Source organism: Streptomyces sp. WMMC500 (assembly GCF_027497195.1).
Taxonomy (GTDB): domain Bacteria; phylum Actinomycetota; class Actinomycetes; order Streptomycetales; family Streptomycetaceae; genus Streptomyces.
In genome coordinates this window covers 8,306,071-8,324,805 of record NZ_CP114905.1, presented here as the reverse complement: position 1 = coordinate 8,324,805, position 18,735 = coordinate 8,306,071, and the positions used below count along the sequence as shown (strand labels likewise).

Below are 18,735 nucleotides of genomic sequence, written 5' to 3'. Positions count from 1 at the left end.
AGCGTGCGGGCGCAGACCGCGCATCCTCCGCCGCCCGCGCGGGAACCCCCTTGGTGGAACCGATCGCTCCCCGCACGGGTCCAACGACCGACACCCCACGTTCTGGTCACTCCGAGCAGCCAGGGGGAAGACATGACACGACAGCCCGGCCGCGCCCGCACCCGCATCGCCCTCGCCGCCCTCGCGGCGGCGGGGCTGCTGGCCGCAGGCTGCGGCGAGAACTCCGACGCGGCGCGCACGGACACCGCGGGCAACTCCAAGCCCCAGCCGGCCGAGAGCGCCGACGGTGACGGCGCGCAGCACGGGGACGGGGCACAGCGGGACGCGCCCGGCGAGGACGGCGCGGCGCCGGACAAGGAGGCCGGTACCGCGGAAGACGAGACGACCGACGACACCACCGACGCCAGGGCGGACGACGGCGTGGCCGCCGACCCGTTCAAGGCGGAGCCGAAGGCGGCGGCCGGCGATCCGGCCGCGGCACCCTGGTGCCGTACGGGCGACCTCTCGGCCTCCGTACGCTCGCTCAACCCGGCCGCGGGCAACCGCTACGCGGCACTCGTCCTGACCAACGACTCGGACAACACGTGCCGCACCCGCGGCTGGTCCGGCCTGCAACTGGTCAGGGCCGACGGCTCCGACATCCCGACCACGGTGGTACGGGACGGCAGCCGCACCCCGTCGATGCAGACGCTCACCCCAGGCTCCTCGGCCTGGAGCCGGCTGCACTGGACGGTGGTGGCCGCCGGCTCGGACGACGCGAGCGGCGCCTGCCGGCCGAAGCCGGCGGAACTCCAGGTCATCCCGCCCGACACGTACCACCACACGGACGCCGCGTGGCGGCTCGGCGAGGTCTGCGACGCGGGCCGCATCGAGGCCCTGCCGCTGGCGAAGGGCGAAGGACCCGCGCGGTGACGGCGGGAGCGTAGGCGCGGCTGAGCCGCGGTGCCCGGCCGGCCGAACCGGGCACCGGGGCTCAGTGATCCTCGGCGAGGATCAGGTACAGCTTCTTGCGGGCCTCGTTGACGACGGCCAGCGCCTCCTGGCGCTGCTCGGGAGTGCCAGTGGTGTACACCTGCCGGAAGGCCTCCGCGAGCGCGAAGCCCGACTGCCGGACCTCCTGCATCGCCTCCCAGTCGACCCCGCGCCCGGCGTCCTCCCAGGGCGCCTCGGGCCCCGACTCGGCCTCCTCGCGCCCGGCGCCGGTGAGCGAGAACAGCTTCTTGCCGCCCTCCGTGGCGCTGACGATCAGCCCTTCGTCCTCCAGCATCTGCAGCGTGGGATAGACCGAGCCGGGGCTCGGCTTCCAGGCGCCGCCGCTGCGCTCGGAGATCTCCTGGATCATCTCGTAGCCGTGCATGGGACGGTCCTTGAGCAGCGCCAGGATCGACGCCCGCACGTCGCCGCGGCGCGCGCGGCCCCGCGGGCCGCCGCGACCGCGGCCGAAGGGAGGCCCGAACGGCGGGCCGAACCCGCCGAAGGCCGAGCGACGCCCGTCGCGCGGCCCGTATCCGTGTCCGTATCCATGTGATCGCATGGTCATCATCACCTCTTCTTGGTCTCTTCTGCGATCGGTTGCGACACGTCAACGATATATCGAGAACAGTCGTCGAGCAAGCCACACCCCCGGACACGCCGAAACCCCCGGAGAGTCGCTGCTCTCCGGGGGTCTTCCGTCGCCGTTACGGCCGCGCCGTCGTCACCGGATGTTGACGTCGATGCAGGCGTAGAAGGCGTTTGCCGTGTCGTACACGTTCCACACGGCGAGCACCTTCTGCCGGCCGCTGATGTTGCCGAAGTTGACCGTGTGGCTGAACTGCGAAGGCGGCTGCGCGCCGCCGTCGTTGAACTCCGCGACCTTCTGGCCACCGACGAAGTACTGCCACGTGCTCGTGCGGTGGTTGGCGGTGATCTGCCAGTTGAACGACTGGGTCCGGTTGATCGTCGTGACCGCCCAGCCCTTGCTGTCGTCGTTCAGTTCGGCGAACCGGCTGTTACCGCCATGGCAGCTCGTCAGGCCCTTGGGCCCCTCGACGCTCTGCGGCTCCCACTGGATCTGACCACACGAGACGGTGCCCGCCTTGCACTGCTGCTGCCGACTGGGCGGCGAGGTGATCCAGCCGTGTGCGTTCGCCTGCGGGGCCGGGAGGGCGAGGACGACCATCGGAGCCACGGTCGCAGCGACGACCGCTACACGCTTTTTGAGACTGCGCATCTTCTCTCCCTGCATGGGGGGCATTGGTCTAGACTTTATCTATTGTCAGACCACCGTCAAGGGTGTGGACCAGGGAGACTGCGCCGGCCCGCCCGGAGGACAACGCCGGAACTGCTCATTCCGTAGGCAGCCACCCCACCTTCCCCGCCAGCAGCGCGTACCCCACGAACGCCACGATGTCGATGAAGGCGTGCGCCGCCACCAGCGGCCCGACCCGCCCCCACCGCCGGTACAGCAGGACGAACAGCACGCCCATCGCCGCGTTGCCGAGGAAGCCGCCGATCCCCTGGTACAGGTGGTACGTCCCGCGCAGCAGCGAACTGGCCGCCAGCGCCGCCGCCGGGGTCCAGCCCAGTTGGTCGAGCCGGCGCAGCAGGTAGCCGACGACGATGACCTCCTCCACCACCGAGTTCTGCACCGCGGAGAGGATCAGCACCGGGATCTTCCACCACACGTCAGGCAGCGACTCCGGTACGACGGTCAGGTTGAACCCCGCCGCCCGCGCGCCCAGGTAGAACGCCAGACCCGTGCCGCCGACCACCGCCGCCACGGCCGCGCCCCAGCCCAGGTCGAAGCCCGGCCGCCGGTGGTCGAACCCCAGCGCGCCCAGCCCGCCCGCCCGCTCGCGCACCAGCAGGTAGGCCACGAGCGCCACCGGGACCAGCGCGGTGGTGATCCCGAAGAGCTGCCACGCGAGGTCGAGCCACGGACGGCCGGGCGCGGCAGAGGAGTTGAGGTTGGCCGACTGCTCCTTCAGCCCGCCCGACCGGGTCACCGAGCCGGTGAAGCTGATGAGGGCCGAGACCGCGCTCGCGCCCAGGGACAGCGCCAGCACCAGCAGCGTTTCGCTGCTCAGCAGCCGGCGGGACTGGTCCTGCACTCGCTCCTCCAATTGGTCAATCCCTCCCCACGGGCCCCACCGTCTCGCTAGGGTCGCCGAAAAAACACGTGACCAATATGCGGCTGTCCGGGGGGACGACCATGGGACGACACAGCTTGCCCGATGCGTACGGAACGGACGACGCCGTGCTGCGGCGCAGCGTACGGGGGCGTGCCGTGGTCATCGCGACCGCCCTCGTCCTGGCGATCGCCGGGGGGACGCTGGTCGCCCGGCAGACCGGGCTGCTGCCCGAGGACGAGCCGTGCGAGGGCGCGGACCTCGAACTCGCCGTCGTCGCCTCGCCCGACATCGCCCCCGCCGTCCGCAGGACCGCGGAGCGCGCCCGCAGGGCGGAGCTGAAGTCGGACGGCCGCTGCCTGGACATCGAGGTGACCGCACGGCCCGCCGCCGAGGTCGCCCAGTCGCTGCGCAGCAAGGACACCCGGCCGGGCTTCCAGGTCTGGATCCCCGACTCCAGCATCTGGACGGGCATGGTCACCGCGGGCGGCGAGGGCGCGACCATCGACGAGGTGACCCGGCTGGCCACGTCCCCGGTGGGCATGGCCGTCCTCCCCGACGGCTCCGGCGAACTCGGCTGGCCCGAGAAGACGTACGGCTGGGCCGAGCTGACGGACGCGGCGATGGGCGACGACGCCGGCCTGCGCCTCGGCACCGCCGACCCGGCCGTGAGCGCCACCGGCGCGCTCGCGCTGACGGCGATGCACCGCGCGGGCGGCAAGAACGCGGACACCCGTACCGCCGCCACCGCCAAGCTGCTCGCCGAGCGCGTCGAGCCCGACGACACCGCGGTGCTCGCCTCGCTCCCGGACTCCGGTCTGGACGACCCCCGCGACAACGACGCGCTGTTCCTCTCCGAGCAGGCCGCCTTCCGCCACAACGCGGATGCGGGCACCGGCGGGCGGCTCGACATGTTCTACCCCGAGGGCGGCACGGTCGCGCTGGACTACCCGTACGCCATCGTCAACAACGACGCCATGGCGATGGACCGGGTGCGCGCCGCCAGTCGCTTCCAGCGGCTGCTGACCGACGCCACGTCCGCCGAGCTGCTGCGCAGCCAGGGCTTCCGCTCCCCCGAGGGGCGCCTCGACGCGGAGCTGGCGATGGCCGCCGGCGGGGCCGCACCGCAGCCCTTCGACGCGCCGGCCGCGGAGCCGCCGCCCCCCGACGAGGTCGCCTCGGTCCTCGGCATGTGGACCGTCACGGTGCAAAGCGCCCGGCTGACGACGGTGGTCGACGTCTCCGGCTCGATGGGCGAGCCGGTGCCGGGCGAGCCGGGGCAGACCCGCATGGACGTCACGAAGAACGCGCTGATCCAGGCGCTCGCCCAGTTCACCGGCGAGGACGAGATCGGCCTGTGGCGGTTCTCCACCCGGCTGGAGGGCGAGCAGGACTACGAGGAGGTCACCGGCACCTCGCGGCTGGCCCAGCGCACCGACGACGGCACCAGCCACCGCGAACGCCTCGCGAGCGCCTTCGGCGCGCTCCAGCCGGTGCCGAACGGCGCGACGGGCCTGTACGACACGGCGCTCGCGGCGTACGAGCGCCAGGTCAAGGAGTACGCGCCCGGCCGCTTCAACGCGGTCGTCCTCCTCACCGACGGCGCCAACGAGGACCCGGGCAGCATCTCCGCCGCGGACCTCGCCGCGCGGCTGCGCGAGACCGCCGATCCCGAGCGGCCGGTGGGCCTGATCGCCATCGGCGTCGGGCCGGACGCGGACATCGAGGCGTGCGGGCGGATCGCGAAGGCGGTCGGCGGCGAGTCGTACCGGGTGACGGATCCCAAGGAGATCCACGCGGTGCTGCTGCGCGCGGTGACGGACGCCGGCGCGAAGGCCGCGCTGTCCTGAGCGGTACGGGCCCGGGGCACCGGCCCTACGCCCCGGCGCCCCGGCCCGCCCGCCGCCGGGCCCGGCGTCAGTCCACCGGCCAGCGGTGCACCGGCTCCTCCGTGCGCGTCAGCTCCACGTACCGCCGCGTCATCTCCGCGAGCGCCGCGCCCCGGTCGAGACCGCGACCCAGCGCCCGGTGGAACACCGCCGACTGCCACGACGCGCCGTTGACCCGGCGCCGGCAGCGCTCCTCGATGACGCCGAGGTAGCGGTCCCGGTCGGCGGGGTCGACGCCCCAGGCGTCCAGCCCGGACGCGGCCATGGGCAGCAGTTCGTCCCGTACGAGCTTGGCCACCGGCACCCGCGCCACCCCGCCGAGCCGCCGCCGGCCGGGCCACACGAGCGTGGCGTCGATGCCGTCCCGGCAGGCGGCGGCGAAGTTGGCCGCCGCGCCGTCGAAGGGCAGCCGGCCCCAGACGGGCCGCTGCTCGTCGGCGAGGGTGCGCACCAGCCCGTAGTAGAACGCCGCGTTCGCGACCACGTCCGTGACGGTGGGGCCCGCGGGCAGCACCCGGTTCTCCACCCGCAGGTGCGGGACGCCGCCGGCGACGTCGTACACGGGCCGGTTCCAGCGGTAGACGGTGCCGTTGTGCAGCACCAGTTCCGACAGCTCGGGCACCCCGCCCTCGTCCAGCACGCGCAGCGGCTCCTCGGCGGAGCACAACGGCAGCAGCGCGGGGAAGTAGCGGATGTTCTCCTCGAACAGCTCCAGCGGCTCGGTGACCCAGCGCTCGCCGAACCAGGCCCGCGGGCGCACACCCTGCGCCCGCAGCTCCGGCGGCCGGGTGTCGGTGGCCTGGAGGAACAGCTCGGGCCGCGACTCGCTCAGCAGCTCGCGGCCGAAGACGAACGGCGCGTTGGCACCGAGCGCGATCTGCACGGCCGCCGCGGCCTGCGAGGCGTTCCAGACGTCGGCGAACCGCCCGGGCGTGACCTGGAGATGCAGTTGGACGGAGGTGCAGGCGGCCTCGGGGGCGATGGAGCCGCTGGTGTACGTCAGCTCCTCCACGCCGCGCATGTCGAGGCGGATCTCCTCGCCGCGGGCGGCGAGGATCTGCTCGTTGAGCCGGTGGTAGCGGTCGACCTCGGAGAGGTTGGCGGAGACCAGGTCGGCGCCCGTCAGCGTCGGCAGGATGCCGATCATCACGATCCCGGCGTCCACCTCGCGCGCCTGCCGGTCGGCGTACCACAGCCCGGTGCGCAGCTCCTCCGCGAGCTGGTCCAGCACCCGGCCGCCGAGCCGGTGCGGGGCGATGTTGACCTCCAGGTTGAACTGGGCCAGCTCGGTCTGGAAGTCGGGGCTCGCGATGCGCTCCAGCACTTCCGTGTTCATCATGCGCGGCATGCCGTCCGCGCCCACGAGATTCAACTCGATCTCCAGCCCCATCAGATTCTGCGGGCGGTCGAATCTCTTCTCCTCCAGCAGTCGCTCCAGCCCCGCGAGGCACTCGCGGAGCCGCTGCCGATAGCGGTGGCGGTCGGACAGGTCGAACCCGCCGGCCACGACCTTCTCGCCCATCGAGGTTCCTCCTCGGCTCGGCTGCCCGGGATGATGCCCAGGCGCGGGTACCCTGACGCCCGCGGCCGCTCCTCGTCGGCTACGCGCGCCACACCGATCGCCGATCGGTCACCCTCACCGACGAGATCCGGCCGACCCCGGGTGCCGGCCGCCACCACGCCCGCCAGGTGATTCTCGCTGATCTTCCCGAAAGTCCAGAGAATATTCGGCCGAGAACCCTCTTGTGCAATTCGCCGGGACGGCAAGGCGGAAGGACCTCCACCGCTAGTCGTATAAAATTCGCGAACGAGGCAGAGAGTTGGCGCCCCCTTGCACGGATGCGGTCCCCTCTGACCCCGCTAGCAGACAGCGCCGTCCGCATCTTCCTGCTCTGCTCCACGTCTGTCGAAGGTAGGCGACCCCTATGCCGCTCAGCGTGCTTACGCCCCCCTCCCCGGCTCTGCGCAGCGTCCACGCCGCGCTGAAGTCCCCGACGGCGGTGCGCGGGACCCGCAAGCTCGCACCGTCGGCCTGGGCGGGCCCGGCGGGCAGCACGGACCCGCTGCCGGTCCACGTCCTGGACGGTGTCGGCGCCGGGGACGGCGCCCCGCACGCGGCGCTCACCGGCTGGCGGTTCCACCTCGCCGCCGAGGGCCGGGTCGTCGCCGCCGCGGAGGCCCGGATCACCCCGGACGGCTGGGCGTTCTCGCACTTCTCCGAGGGCCCGTACGTCGCCTCCACCCAACGCGCGCTGCGCCAGGCCGAGTCGCTGCCGGCTCTCCTGCAGCCCCGGCTGCTGTCCGTGCCCGAGCTGTACATGGTCACGCTCTGGCTGCGCACCGATGCCGCCGCACCGGCCGAGTCGGGCGAGATCGACCCGGCCGATCTGCTGGTGCCGCTGGCGCCCGCGCCGCCCGGCATCCGCGCCCACCGCGCGCACCGCGCGGGCGACTTGCTGCCCGCGCTGCGGGACCGGCTGGCCGGTGCGCGGCTGCTCGGTTCCTCGGCCTGATCACGGCGAGGTCACGGTCTGATCACCGCTGTGGACTAGTCCACTCCCTTCCGGGGCACCCCCCGAAAGGATGGTTCTGCACCGGGCAACCGCCCGCGAGGGTGATGCGTCTTCTACCCCGGAGACTACCTGCCGGTAAATCCCTGCGAACTGACGCGCACGGGGGAACACTGGTTGCGGAACGAGTCGACACGGGGGCGGCGATGACATCTGCAGACCGCAGGACCGAGACCACGAAACGGCGAGAGTACCCAGCCATGTGCCAGCACCAGCCACTCTGTCCCACCGCCCAGTCCACCGACCGGGAGGCGGCGCGCCCGGTGGCGAACCACCCGGAACAGGGCTGGAGCCTGCTCTGCAACGGCGTTCTGCTGTTCGAGGACACGGGCGAGCTGCTGCCCGACGGCCGGATCATCGCACCGCACCGGCCGCCGAACGCCGACGACGTGACCGCCGCGGCCTAGCACCCGGCCGGGCGCGGCGGCCCACCCCGGCCGGCGTACACCCGCCGGTCTTCCGCGCCCCTCGCTCGCGCCCCGCACGCCGGCGGCCCGGCGCGGGGCGCCGGGCCGGGTGCGGTACGCGCGGAGACGTACGTCAGGCGTCGTATTCGTCCAGCGGGGGGCAGGAGCAGACCAGGTTGCGGTCGCCGTAGGCGCCGTCGATCCGGCGCACCGGCGGCCAGTACTTGTCCGCGGGCGTCACCCCGGCCGGGAAGACCGCCTCGTCCCGCCCGTACGGGTGGTTCCACTCCCCCGCGAGCTGGGCGGCGGTGTGCGGAGCGCCGACCAGCGGGTTGTCGTCCTTGTCCCACTCCCCCGTGCCGACCCGCTCGATCTCGCGCCGGATTGCGATCATCGCCTCGCAGAACCGGTCGAGTTCGCTCAGGTCCTCGCTCTCGGTCGGCTCGATCATCAGCGTCCCGGCCACCGGGAACGACATCGTCGGGGCGTGGAAGCCGTAGTCGATCAGCCGCTTGGCCACGTCGTCGATGGACACCCCGGTCGCCTTCGTCAGCGGCCGTACGTCGACGATGCACTCGTGCGCGACGAGCCCGCCGGGACCCGCGTACAGCACCGGGAAGTGCGGCTCCAGCCGCCTGGCCACGTAGTTGGCGCCGAGCACCGCGACCTGGCTGGCGCGGCGCAGGCCGTCCTGGCCCATGAGCTTCATGTACGCCCACGAGATCGGCAGGATGCCCGCCGAGCCCCACGGCGCCGCGGAGACCGGGCCGACACCCGTCTCGGGGCCCGCGACGGGCTGCAGGGGGTGGTTCGGCAGGTACGGGGCCAGGTGCTCGCGGACGGCGACCGGGCCGACGCCGGGGCCGCCGCCGCCGTGCGGGATGCAGAACGTCTTGTGCAGGTTCAGGTGCGAGACGTCGCCCCCGAACTTCCCCGGCCCGGCGAGGCCGACGAGCGCGTTGAGGTTGGCGCCGTCCACGTACACCTGGCCGCCGGCGGCGTGCACGGCGTCGCAGATCTCCGTGATGTGCTCCTCGAACACGCCGTGCGTGGAGGGGTAGGTCACCATGAGCACGGCCAGCTCGTCGCCGTGCTGCTCGATCTTCGCGCGCAGGTCGTCCGCGTCGACCTCGCCGTTCTCCGCGGTCCTGACGACCACGACCTTCATGCCGGCCATCACCGCGGAGGCGGCGTTGGTGCCGTGCGCGGAGGACGGGATGAGGCAGACGGTGCGGCGCTCGTCGCCGTTGGCGCGGTGGTACGCCCGGACGGCCAGCAGGCCCGCCAGTTCGCCCTGCGACCCGGCGTTGGGCTGCAGGGAGACCTTGTCGTAGCCGGTGACGGCGGCCAGCCCGTCCTCCAGCTCGCGGATCAGGGTCAGATAGCCCTCGGCCTGGTCGGCCGGCGCGAAGGGGTGCAGCCCGGCGAACTCGGGCCAGGTGACGGCCTCCATCTCGGCGGTCGCGTTGAGCTTCATCGTGCAGGAGCCGAGCGGGATCATGCCGCGGTCCAGCGCGTAGTCCCGGTCGGCGAGCGTGCGCAGGTAGCGCAGCAGGGCGGTCTCGGAGCGGTGCCGGTGGAAGACGGGGTGGGTCAGGTACTCGTCGGCGCGCAGCAGCTCCCCGGGCAGCGCGTCGGCGGTCGCGGCGTCCAGCTCCTCGACGTCCTGATGGGCGACGCCGAAGGCGTCCCAGACGACGGCCAGATGGTCGCGGACGGTGGTCTCGTCGCAGGAGACGCCGACGTGGTCGGCGTCGGCGAGGCGCAGGTTGACGCCGGCGTTGCGGGCGCGGGCGGTGACCTCCGCGGCCCTGCCCGGGACGCGGACGGTGACGGTGTCGAAGAACGCGCCGTGCACCACGTCCGCGCCGCCGGCCCTGAGGCCGGCGGCGAGTATCGCGGCGTAGCGGTGGGTGCGCCGGGCGATGGCCGCCAGGCCCTCGGGGCCGTGGTAGACGGCGTACATCGAGGCCATCACCGCGAGCAGCACCTGCGCGGTACAGATGTTGCTGGTGGCCTTCTCGCGGCGGATGTGCTGTTCGCGCGTCTGGAGGGCCAGCCGGTACGCCTGCGCCCCGTCCGCGTCCCTGGAGACGCCGACGAGCCGCCCGGGCAGGCTGCGCGCGAACTTGTCGCGGACGGACATGTAGCCGGCGTGCGGGCCGCCGAAGCCCATCGGGACGCCGAAGCGCTGGCTGGAGCCGACCGCGATGTCCGCGCCGAGCGCCCCGGGCGAGGTCAGCAGGGTCAGCGCCAGGAGGTCGGCGGCGACGGTGACGACGGCGCCCAGCCCGTGCGCCGCCTCGATGACGGGGGCGAGGTCGCGTACCGCACCGGAGGCGCCCGGGTACTGCAGCAGCACGCCGAAGACGCCGCGCTCGGCGACCTCCGCGGGGATGCCGCCGGCCAGGTCGGCGACGACGACCTCGACGCCGGTCGGCTCCGCGCGGGTGCGCAGCACCGCGACGGTCTGCGGCAGGGTGTCGGCGTCGACCAGGAAGACGCCGTCCTTGACCTTGCCGACGCGCCGGGACAGCGCCATCGCCTCGGCGGCGGCCGTGCCCTCGTCGAGCAGCGAGGCGCCGGCGGTGGGCAGCCCGGTGAGGTCGGCGACGACGGTCTGGAAGTTGAGCAGCGCCTCCAGCCGGCCCTGGGAGATCTCCGGCTGGTACGGGGTGTACGCCGTGTACCAGGCGGGGTTCTCCATGACGTTGCGCAGGATGACCGGCGGCGTGTGGGTGTCGTGGTAGCCGAGGCCGATCATGGAGGTCAGCACCTGGTTGCGCGCGGCCAGGCCGCGCAGCTCCGCCAGCACCCCGGCCTCCGAGCGGGCCGCGGGCAGCGCGAAGGCGCCGGTGTCCTTGATGGAGGCGGGGACGGCGGCCTCGGTCAGCTCGTCCAGCGAGCCGAAGCCGACCTGGGCGAGCATCTTGGCCCGGTCGCCCGCGTCCGGGCCGATGTGGCGCTGCTCGAAGGGCGTGCCGCGCTCCAGGGCGGACAGCGGGATGTGGTGGGCGTTCGTCTCGGACAACGGGGCCTCCTGGTCGCACGGACCTTCGCGGATGCCCCTGGGCCGGGCACCCGTACGGCCTCCCCCTCTGTCATCCGGACCTGAGAGCTTCACCGGTACGCCCTGGCTGGGCGCGCGCCGGCTTGCACCGTCGGTGAGGGTGGGGCCGCGCGGCGGCCCGCCCTGCTTTCCAGAGTGACCTCGTCCGTGCGGTACGGGGGCCTGAGAGATTCCGGGGAGGAGTTGCTCCTTCGGCGCCTCCGGCTGGCGGACGGAGGACTCTCCCGCACGGGGTCTGCGGCCACGGCCAGCGTACCAGCGCACGCCCCAGCGCATCCCGGCGCGGGCGCTCGCCGGGTGCGCCCGGGCGGCGCCCGCCGAGTGGCCGCGGGGCACGTTGTGGCGTTACGTGGAGGACAGGCGGAGCCGTGACGAGACGTGGGAGGCAGCGTGCAGACCGACATCGACCCCCGGAGCCTGATCGGCGTGCGCGCGTACGACAGCAACGGCGACAAGCTCGGGACCGTCGACGAGGTGTACCTCGACGACGTCACCGGCGCCCCACAGTGGGCGGCGCTGCGCACCGGGCTGTTCCACCGGGACGCCTTCGTGCCGCTGGGCCCGAGCGAACTGGCCGACGAGGGGCTGCGGGTGCCGTTCGACCGCGCGCTGATCAAGGACGCACCGGACTTCGGCGTCGGCCGGCACCTCTCGCCCGCGCAGGAACTGCAGCTCTACCACCACTACGGCCTGGCGCTGCCGCCGGACGTCGCCAAGACCCACCCCAACCGGCAGCCGCAGCCGGACCGGGACTTCGGCGAGGTCGCCGGCTCCGACGACTGATCAGCCGCCGGGCACCAGCGGCAGCGGGTCCGCCGGCCGGAGCGCCGGGTCGTCGGCGGCGAACGTACGCACCCGCCCGGGCGCCGAGCCGGGCACCTCGAACCGCACCGTGACCCGGCCGACGCCGCTGCCCTGCACCCAGCCCGGACCGTGCTCCGCGTGCCGCACGTCCAGCCCCGGCAGCCAGTGCGGAGCCGCCGGCTCCGGCTCGGCGGCGGGCGGCGGGGGCGGCTCCGGCTGCGGCAGCGCCACCGGGCCGTCCGCGTCCACCGGCCCGTGCACCACGTCCGGCGCCTGGCCGGCCTGCGCGAACAGGTCCTCCTGGGTGAAGTCCGCGAGCCCGCTCACGCCGACGCCCAGCAGCCGCACGCCCGCGGTCGTCTCGACGCCGTCCAGCAGCCGCAGCGCGGCCTCGGTGACCACGGCCGGGTCGTCGGTGGGCCCGCGCAGCGTCTCGGAGCGGGTGAGGGTGGAGAAGTCGTACCGCCGGACCTTCAGGACCACCGTGCGGCCGGAGCGCCCCGCACGGCGCAGCCGCTCCACGCACCGCCGCGCCAGCCGCTCGACCTCCGTGCGGATGCGGATCCGGTCGGTGAGGTCGACGTCGAAGGTGTCCTCGACGGAGACGGACTTGGTGTCCCGGTCCGCCACCACCGGCCGCTCGTCCAGGCCCAGCGCCATCACGTGGATCCCGGTGCCGTGCGCCTTGCCCAGCAGGCGCACCATCTCGTCCTCGCCGGCGTCCGTGACCTCCCCGACCGTGGTGATCCCGGCCCGGCGCAGCACGTCCGCCGTCGCCGGTCCCACGCCCGGCAGCGTACGCACGTTCATCGGCCCCAGCAGCGCCCGCTCGCCGCCCGGCGGGACCACGACGAGCCCGTCCGGCTTGGCCAGCTCGGAGGCGACCTTGGCGAGCATCTTGGAGGCGGCGAGGCCGACGGACCCGGTCAGTCCCGTGGCGCCGCGGATGTCCGCGCGCAGCCGACGCGCCACGCCCCGCAGCGCCGCCTCCTCGGCGGGCACGCCGCCGGCTTCGAGGTCGACGAACGCCTCGTCCAGACTCAGCGGCTCCACCAGCGGGGAAAGCTCCCCCAGCAGCGCCATGACCTGGCCGCTGACCTGCTGGTAGAGCCGGAAGCGGGGGATGAGGAAGGCGGCGTTCGGGCAGAGCCTGCGGGCCATGCCCATGGCCATCGCCGAGTGCACCCCGAAGACCCGCGCCTCGTACGACGCGGTGGCCACCACGCCGCGCGGGCCGAGGCCGCCGACGATCACGGCCTTGCCCTTCAGGCTCGGCTTGGCGGCCTGCTCGACGGCGGCGTAGAACGCGTCCATGTCCAGGTGCAGGACCGACGGCGCGCTTCTCACGCTCGAATGGTCCCCCATGGGTACGACATCGGCCCGTCGGCGCCCGCAGGGCGCCCGTGCCGGCGCCGTACGGTCCCGGGGCGCCCTACGGGGCCGGGCCCGGCGCGGCGGGCGTCAGCCGGCGCGGCTGCGGCGGCGGGCCAGCTCGTCGGCGGCGTTGTGCCCGACCAGCGTCTCGCCGGTGTCGACGCGCTCCGCGTGCAACTGCGCGAGGGCTGCCTGCACGTCGCTCCAGACCACGCCGACGGCGATGCCGAAGATGCCCTGGCCGCCCTGGAGCAGTTCGACGACCTCCTCGGGCGACGTGCACTCGTAGACCGTGGCGCCGTCGCTGATGAGCGTCAGGCGCCGCAGGTCTGCGGCGTCGATGGCGCGCAGGTGCCGCACGGCCGTCCTGATGCTCTGCAGCGAGACCCCGGCGTCCAGCAGCCGCTTGACGATCTTGAGGACGACGACGTCGTGGGCGCCGTAGAGCCGCTGGGCGCCCGGGCCGTGCGTGGCGCGGACGCCGGGCTCGACCAGGCCGGTGCGGGCCCAGTAGTCGAGCTGGCGGTACGTGATGCCGGCCGCGGCGCACGCGGCGGGTCCCCGGTAGCCGACCTCGTCCGGGTCCGCGGAGGCGGCCTGCGGCCGCCTCGCGCGCTCCGCGCCGTGACCGTACAGCGGAACAGGTCCGCCCCCTCCGGCCGATCTCCCGCCGCCCGTGACCACCACGCCGACCTCCCGCTCCCTGACCTGCCTCCCGACGGTAGGCAGTCGCCCGGGGCGCGTCAACGAACGCCACACGGGGCACGCCGGGTGCTCATCACCCTACGGGTGGTTTGCGCGCGGCGCCCGTGCGGTAGGCCCGCGGGCTGCCGGGGCGGATGTCACTGAGGGTTCGTACCGAAGTCCTCGGGCGTGATCTGGTCGAGGAACTCGCGGAACTTCTCCACCTCGTCCTCCTGCTCGTCCGGGATCGAGATACCCGCGTCGTTGAGCACTCCTTCGCTGCCGTAGATCGGCGTGCCGGTGCGCAGGGCGAGCGCGATGGCGTCGGAGGGGCGGGCGCTCACCTCGGCGCCGCCGGAGAACACCAGCTCGGCGTAGAACACGCCCTCCCGCAGATCGGTGATCCGGACCTCGGAGAGTTCCTGGCCGACCGCGTCCAGCACGTTCTTGAACAGGTCATGGGTGAGCGGGCGCGCGGGGGTCATGCCCTGCTGCGCGAAGGCGATCGCCGTCGCCTCCCCGGGACCGATCCAGATAGGGAGGTACCGGTCGCCGCCCACTTCACGCAGGAGAACGATCGGTTGGTTCGAGGGCATTTCCACCCGGACACCCACAACGTCGAGCTCGTTCACACAGCAACCCTAGGCCGACCCCGGCGGTTTTGGGTAGTCGAGCACGGGACCGGTCAGTTGCCGGCGACGCGCAGTGAGGACCGTACGAGGGTCGTGTGCAGCCGCGCGGACAGCTCGATCAGCCGTTCGGCGGTGGTTTCCGCGTGGGCCCGCGTCTGGAGGCTGCGGTGCCGCCGCAGCGGGCCGATGACCTGTGCGACGAGGCCGGCCTCGCGGTCCGCGGCGGCCTTGAGGCCGCGCAGGTGGCGCGCCTGCAGCCCGTAACTGCCGAGCTCGGCGACGAGGCGGGCGACGGCGGCGGCGTCCGCGTCGTAGAGCCCGTCGGCGTCCGGGGTGAGGAGGCCGAACTCCTCCCACGACGCCAGCTCGTCCTCGCCGACGGCGGCGGTGCGCAGGAGCGTCGCCCGGTCGATACGCGGGTCGTGGGGGGCCTCCGCGCCGGCGGAGGCCCCGGGCACGGCGCCGGCCCCGGGATCGGCGTCCAACTGCTCACGGATGACCTTCAGCGGCAGGTAGTGGTCCCGCTGCATGCGCAGGATCCGGGCCAGCCGCTCGACGTCCGAGGCGCCGAACTTGCGATAGCCGCCCGGCGAGCGCTGCGGCTCCACCAGGCCCTCCGACTCCAGAAAGCGGATCTTGGAGATGGTGACCTCCGGAAACTCCTCGCGGAGCAGCGCGAGGACGCCCCCGATGCTGAGCTGCCGGTCGCGTTCCCGGCGCCCGTCCGGCCGGTCCGCTTCCGGGGCGGCGGTGCCGCCCTCCGGGGTGTCGCCCATCGCTTCCGTCCCGTGGTCGTCCGCTCCCGCCGTCAGGCGGCGCGCCGGCTGGCGAAGAACACCAGCCGGAACTTTCCGATCTGCACCTCGTCCCCGCTGGTCAGCTCGAACTCGTCGATCCGCTCGCGGTTGACGTACGTGCCGTTCAGGCTGCCGACGTCGGCGACCGAGAACCGGCCGTCAGGCGTCCGGCGGAACTCCACGTGCCGCCGGGAGACCGTGACGTCGTCCAGGAAGATGTCGCTCTGCGGGTGGCGCCCGACCGTGGTCAGCTCGCTGTCCAGCAGGAACCGGGCCCCCGAGTTGGGGCCCCGGCGGACGACGAGCAGCGCGGAGCCGGGCGGCAGCGCGTCGACGGCCGCCTGCGCCTCGGGCGACAGCGGCGGCAGCGCCTGCCCGCCGCTGGCGACCTCGGCCTCGTACGCCTCGAGGCCCGAGATGGAGATCGTGGTGGTGGTCTCCGAGGGACGCTCGGCCACACCTGCCCGCAGCGGGGCGCCGCAGTTGGAGCAGAACCGGCTCGCCTGGGCGTTACGGGCCCCGCACCTGTTGCATACGGGCAGGTCCATGGACTGAGCCTCCTGCTGCGGAACGCCCGCAGCGGCGTCGGGCGGATGCGAGCCGGGGGCGAACCCTCCACCCGCACTTGAGGTTGACGGTTCCCCGAAACCTATGCGGCCCGACGCGGCAGGGTCAACATAAGACTCGCCCTGGCCGCCCGGAATGTCGCCGGGCGGCGGAGGCGCCTGGTCCCGGTACAAGGCACGCTCGCCGGCCTCGCCGCCCTGGGACGCGGCGCGGTGCCGACCCGGCCGATCCGCCGAGCCCCTCCCGAACAACTTAGCGAACAACTTCACGGGCGATTTCCCCTTGACCGTCGGACAGGCCCGTGTTCGAGCAGGTCACTCGACACGCGCATCAGCGGCACCGGACATTCACTGAACGTCCACAACCCCCGGACAGTTTCCCTTACGCAACCGCGGCCGTTGCGTCGACCCCCCGTAACCTTGAGGTCACGGCGACGACCGAGCGTAGTCAGGCCGCTTCTCCCGCCGCAAGGCGTCCACGAGGACCGTGTCGCGGGGCTCGATGGACACCGTAGCCTGCTCCTCCTCCATGGTCTGAACCACCCCACCGGGGATGTTCAGCGCGGGCTCCAGATCCTCGGCGCGGCCGATCACGCGGAAGACGTACGGCTGGGAGACCCTGCGGCCGTCGATCGCCACGTCGTCCTCGCCGGCGCCGGCGAAGTGCGTGCCCGCGACCACGCGCACGCCGTTGATCTGGATCGCCTCCGCGCCGGCGGCGCGCAGCTCCTGGATCGTGTCGAGCAGCATGTCCGCCTCGACCGCCCCCTCGGGGCCACGGACGGTGATCTCGATGCCGGGGCCCTCGGCGGCGACGGTGCCCGCCAGCACGCCGAGCTGGCGCTCCTTGGCCTCCGTCTGGCGGCGTGCCTCCTCCGCCTGGTCGGAGCTGTTCTCCAGCTCCGCCTTCTGGTCCTCCAGCCGCTCGCGCTCGTCCTCGAGCCGCTGCGTGCGGTCGTCCAGCTCGTCCAGGATCCGCACGAGGTCCTCCTGCCGGGCGCCGCGCAGCGCGCTGGACTCGCCGGTGGAGCGGACCTGGATGGCCAGGCCCAGGCCGAGCACGAACAGCAGCAGGGCGACGATCAGTTGGGAGCGGGTCAGCCGGGGCGGCCACACGGCGTCGACCAGGCGGCGCCGGCCGGCGCCGAGCGACGGCTCGGGCGGGGCGGGCGGCGGCTCGGCGGGCGCGGTGCTCTCCGCGGGTGGCGCGCCCTCGGGCGGCGGGGGCCCCGCCGGCCGCGGCAGGGCGGGCCGCCGCTGTTCTGGCGGTCGCGGCGGCGCCGGAGGTCGCCGCTGCTCCGGGGGCCGCTGCCGGACGTCGGGCCGGCGCGGCGGCTGCTGTGCGGGCGGCGTCGGCGCCTGCGGCGCCTCCGGCGGCTGCGGGGGCGGCTGACGCGGCGGCTGCGGCTGGGGCGGCTGCTTCCGGGAGTGGCGCGGCGGCTGGTGCCGCGGCGCCGGCGGGCGGGGCGGCTCCGGGGCGCCGGCCGGGCCGCCCGGCGTGCCCTGCGGGTACGCGGCGGGCGGGTCGCCCGGGCGCGGGGGGTTCGGAGGAGTCTCGTCGGACACGGGCCTCACGCCTGGAAGACGTGCCGCCGGATGGCGGCGGCGTTGGAGAAGATCCGGATGCCGAGCACGACCACGACGCCCGTGGAGAGCTGCGCGCCGACGCCCAGCTTGTCGCCGAGGAAGACGATCAGCGCCGCCACGACGACGTTCGACAGGAACGACACCACGAAGACCTTGTCGTCGAAGATCCCGTCGAGCATGGCCCGCAGCGCCCCGAAGACCGCGTCGAGCGCGGCGACGACGGCGATGGGCAGGTACGGCTCCAGGCCCGCCGGCACCACGGGCTGGACCACGAGGCCCATGACGACGCCCGCGACGAGGCCCAGTACGGCGATCACGAGGGGTTGTTCTCCTTCGGTTCTGCGTGGCGGAGGGACAGGCCGGTGGCGGCCGGCAGCCGGAGGTCGTCGCGCGCGGAGACCCCGGCCCTGATGCCGTAGTTGTCCTGGAGCACGTCCAGGTAGTGGCCGTCGGCGTTCTCCCGGAACCGCTCCAGGAGGCGTTCGCCGTCGCCGATGGCCAGCACCGTGTACGGGGGCGCCAGCGGGCGGTTGTCGACGAGGATGGCGTCGCCGGCCGCGCGGATCGCGGACAGGGCGGTGAGCCGGCGGCCGTTGACGGAGACGGCCTCGGCGCCGGCGAGCCAGAGGCCGTTGACGATGCGCTGCAGGTCGCGGTCGCGTACCCGGCCGTCGTCGGCGAAGCTCGTGGAGCTGCGCGGGCCGCCGGTCGCGCCGGTGCCCGCGTCGGCGGCGTCGTCGACCACGAGCCGTACGCCGGGGCCCTCGGCCTCCGCGGCCCCGGCCAGCAGCGCGAGCAGGGCCGCCCGGTCGCCGCCGCTCTCCTCCAGCGCCTCGCGCTGCCGGTCGGCGACCTCGTCGTGAAGGTGCTCGACCGTGCGGTCGAGGTCGTCCGCCGCGTCGGTACGGTCCTCGACCCGCTCGATCAGCTCCTCGCGCTCGCGGGCGAGGTCCGGCGCCTCGATCCGCGCCTCGGCGGCCCCGACGGTGAGGACCAGCGCGGTCAGCACCAGGCCGGCGGCCAGCCAGGCCCGCCCGCGCAGGCGCTGCGGAAGCCGCTCGCCGCGCGGGCGGGCGCCGTGGCGCGCGGCGGCCTCGGCGTACCCGTCGTCCAGGCTGTGGTCCATCAGCCGGGTCAGCAGCGACATGGAGGCGTCCGGACGGGGGCGTGCCGGTGCGCTGCTCCGTTCGGGGGGCTGCTGCGGCATGCCGGACATCGTTGCACGCCGGGAGGCCTTATGGTGCC

The 18,735-nt window shown here is 73.8% G+C and carries 18 protein-coding genes and 1 riboswitch; of the genes, 5 read left to right on the top strand and 13 right to left on the bottom strand.

Going from position 1 to position 18,735, the window contains the following annotated elements; all coding sequences use genetic code 11:
- Positions 1–132: 132 nt before the first annotated feature.
- Positions 133–912 (top strand): DUF4232 domain-containing protein, encoded by a 780-nt coding sequence (locus tag O7599_RS35850; RefSeq protein WP_281619776.1) that lies wholly within the window; start codon positions 133–135, stop codon positions 910–912.
- Between the two features lie 61 nt (positions 913–973).
- On the opposite strand, the gene O7599_RS35845 is transcribed toward O7599_RS35850, so the two are convergent.
- The 3 genes from O7599_RS35845 to O7599_RS35835 form a co-directional block, all read right to left on the bottom strand.
- Positions 974–1,534 carry a PadR family transcriptional regulator gene (locus tag O7599_RS35845; protein WP_281619775.1) on the bottom strand — a complete coding sequence of 187 codons (561 nt, stop codon included), beginning with the start codon at positions 1,532–1,534 and terminating at the stop codon, positions 974–976.
- A 162-nt stretch (positions 1,535–1,696) separates the two neighbouring features.
- Positions 1,697–2,212: a lytic polysaccharide monooxygenase auxiliary activity family 9 protein gene (locus O7599_RS35840; RefSeq protein WP_281619774.1), complete on the bottom strand. Its 516-nt coding sequence runs from the start codon at positions 2,210–2,212 to the stop codon at positions 1,697–1,699.
- Between the two features lie 115 nt (positions 2,213–2,327).
- The gene (locus tag O7599_RS35835; RefSeq protein WP_281623656.1) at positions 2,328–3,092 is read right to left on the bottom strand and encodes a CPBP family intramembrane glutamic endopeptidase; all 765 of its coding nucleotides are present in this window, start codon (positions 3,090–3,092) and stop codon (positions 2,328–2,330) included.
- A gap of 101 nt (positions 3,093–3,193) precedes the next feature.
- Between O7599_RS35835 and O7599_RS35830 the strand changes: the two genes are divergently transcribed.
- Positions 3,194–4,960, top strand: coding sequence for a substrate-binding domain-containing protein (locus O7599_RS35830; RefSeq protein ID WP_281619773.1), 1,767 nt, complete (start codon positions 3,194–3,196; stop codon positions 4,958–4,960).
- A gap of 67 nt (positions 4,961–5,027) precedes the next feature.
- Here O7599_RS35830 and O7599_RS35825 read toward each other — a convergent pair whose 3' ends face one another.
- Entirely contained in the window at positions 5,028–6,521 is a 1,494-nt protein-coding gene (locus tag O7599_RS35825) for a glutamate--cysteine ligase (RefSeq protein WP_281619772.1), read from the bottom strand.
- Positions 6,522–6,924: 403 nt separating this feature from the next.
- Here O7599_RS35825 and O7599_RS35820 point away from each other — a divergent pair, with 403 nt between their 5' ends.
- Both O7599_RS35820 and O7599_RS35815 read left to right on the top strand, forming a co-directional pair.
- Positions 6,925–7,512, top strand: a complete 588-nt coding sequence (locus tag O7599_RS35820) for a hypothetical protein (protein ID WP_281619771.1) — start codon at positions 6,925–6,927, stop codon at positions 7,510–7,512.
- 257 nt (positions 7,513–7,769) lie between these two features.
- The gene (locus tag O7599_RS35815; RefSeq protein WP_281619770.1) at positions 7,770–7,976 is read left to right on the top strand and encodes a DUF5999 family protein; all 207 of its coding nucleotides are present in this window, start codon (positions 7,770–7,772) and stop codon (positions 7,974–7,976) included.
- Positions 7,977–8,109: 133 nt separating this feature from the next.
- Here the strand turns inward: O7599_RS35815 and gcvP are convergent, their stop codons facing one another.
- Complete coding sequence (gcvP, locus tag O7599_RS35810) at positions 8,110–11,007, bottom strand: aminomethyl-transferring glycine dehydrogenase (RefSeq protein ID WP_281619769.1); 2,898 nt, start codon at positions 11,005–11,007, stop codon at positions 8,110–8,112.
- 179 nt (positions 11,008–11,186) lie between these two features.
- Positions 11,187–11,283: riboswitch (glycine riboswitch) on the bottom strand.
- 141 nt (positions 11,284–11,424) lie between these two features.
- On the opposite strand from gcvP, the gene O7599_RS35805 reads away from it, so the two are divergent.
- Entirely contained in the window at positions 11,425–11,829 is a 405-nt protein-coding gene (locus O7599_RS35805) for a PRC-barrel domain-containing protein (RefSeq protein ID WP_281619768.1), read from the top strand.
- On the opposite strand, the gene O7599_RS35800 is transcribed toward O7599_RS35805, so the two are convergent.
- The 8 genes from O7599_RS35800 to O7599_RS35765 form a co-directional block, all read right to left on the bottom strand.
- Positions 11,830–13,197 carry a DNA polymerase IV gene (locus O7599_RS35800; RefSeq protein ID WP_281619767.1) on the bottom strand — a complete coding sequence of 456 codons (1,368 nt, stop codon included), beginning with the start codon at positions 13,195–13,197 and terminating at the stop codon, positions 11,830–11,832.
- Positions 13,198–13,311: 114 nt separating this feature from the next.
- A complete protein-coding gene (locus tag O7599_RS35795; protein ID WP_281623655.1) occupies positions 13,312–13,860 on the bottom strand; it encodes a MerR family transcriptional regulator in 549 nt (182 codons plus the stop codon).
- 206 nt (positions 13,861–14,066) lie between these two features.
- Entirely contained in the window at positions 14,067–14,540 is a 474-nt protein-coding gene (locus tag O7599_RS35790) for a bifunctional nuclease family protein (RefSeq protein WP_026276413.1), read from the bottom strand.
- A 53-nt stretch (positions 14,541–14,593) separates the two neighbouring features.
- Positions 14,594–15,316, bottom strand: coding sequence for a MerR family transcriptional regulator (locus O7599_RS35785; protein WP_281619766.1), 723 nt, complete (start codon positions 15,314–15,316; stop codon positions 14,594–14,596).
- 32 nt (positions 15,317–15,348) lie between these two features.
- Positions 15,349–16,167 (bottom strand): FHA domain-containing protein, encoded by an 819-nt coding sequence (locus O7599_RS35780; protein ID WP_281623654.1) that lies wholly within the window; start codon positions 16,165–16,167, stop codon positions 15,349–15,351.
- 162 nt (positions 16,168–16,329) lie between these two features.
- A complete protein-coding gene (locus O7599_RS35775) occupies positions 16,330–17,148 on the bottom strand; it encodes a DUF881 domain-containing protein (protein WP_281623653.1) in 819 nt (272 codons plus the stop codon).
- Between the two features lie 326 nt (positions 17,149–17,474).
- Positions 17,475–17,807: a small basic family protein gene (locus O7599_RS35770; RefSeq protein WP_281619765.1), complete on the bottom strand. Its 333-nt coding sequence runs from the start codon at positions 17,805–17,807 to the stop codon at positions 17,475–17,477.
- Positions 17,804–18,697, bottom strand: a complete 894-nt coding sequence (locus O7599_RS35765) for a DUF881 domain-containing protein (RefSeq protein ID WP_281619764.1) — start codon at positions 18,695–18,697, stop codon at positions 17,804–17,806. Before O7599_RS35765 ends, O7599_RS35770 begins: the two co-directional genes overlap by 4 nt.
- Between the last annotated feature and the right edge of the window lie 38 nt (positions 18,698–18,735).

Bases quoted from the DNA above. Each gene is read 5' to 3' on its own strand.
- O7599_RS35785 (WP_281619766.1), bottom strand. From the start codon at position 15,316: ATGGGCGACACCCCGGAGGGCGGCACCGCCGCCCCGGAAGCGGACCGG.
- O7599_RS35815 (WP_281619770.1), top strand. From the start codon at position 7,770: ATGTGCCAGCACCAGCCACTCTGTCCCACCGCCCAGTCCACCGACCGG.
- O7599_RS35850 (WP_281619776.1), top strand. From the start codon at position 133: ATGACACGACAGCCCGGCCGCGCCCGCACCCGCATCGCCCTCGCCGCC.
- O7599_RS35845 (WP_281619775.1), bottom strand. From the start codon at position 1,534: ATGCGATCACATGGATACGGACACGGATACGGGCCGCGCGACGGGCGT.
- O7599_RS35840 (WP_281619774.1), bottom strand. From the start codon at position 2,212: ATGCGCAGTCTCAAAAAGCGTGTAGCGGTCGTCGCTGCGACCGTGGCT.
- O7599_RS35825 (WP_281619772.1), bottom strand. From the start codon at position 6,521: ATGGGCGAGAAGGTCGTGGCCGGCGGGTTCGACCTGTCCGACCGCCAC.
- O7599_RS35830 (WP_281619773.1), top strand. From the start codon at position 3,194: ATGGGACGACACAGCTTGCCCGATGCGTACGGAACGGACGACGCCGTG.
- O7599_RS35765 (WP_281619764.1), bottom strand. From the start codon at position 18,697: ATGCCGCAGCAGCCCCCCGAACGGAGCAGCGCACCGGCACGCCCCCGT.
- O7599_RS35820 (WP_281619771.1), top strand. From the start codon at position 6,925: ATGCCGCTCAGCGTGCTTACGCCCCCCTCCCCGGCTCTGCGCAGCGTC.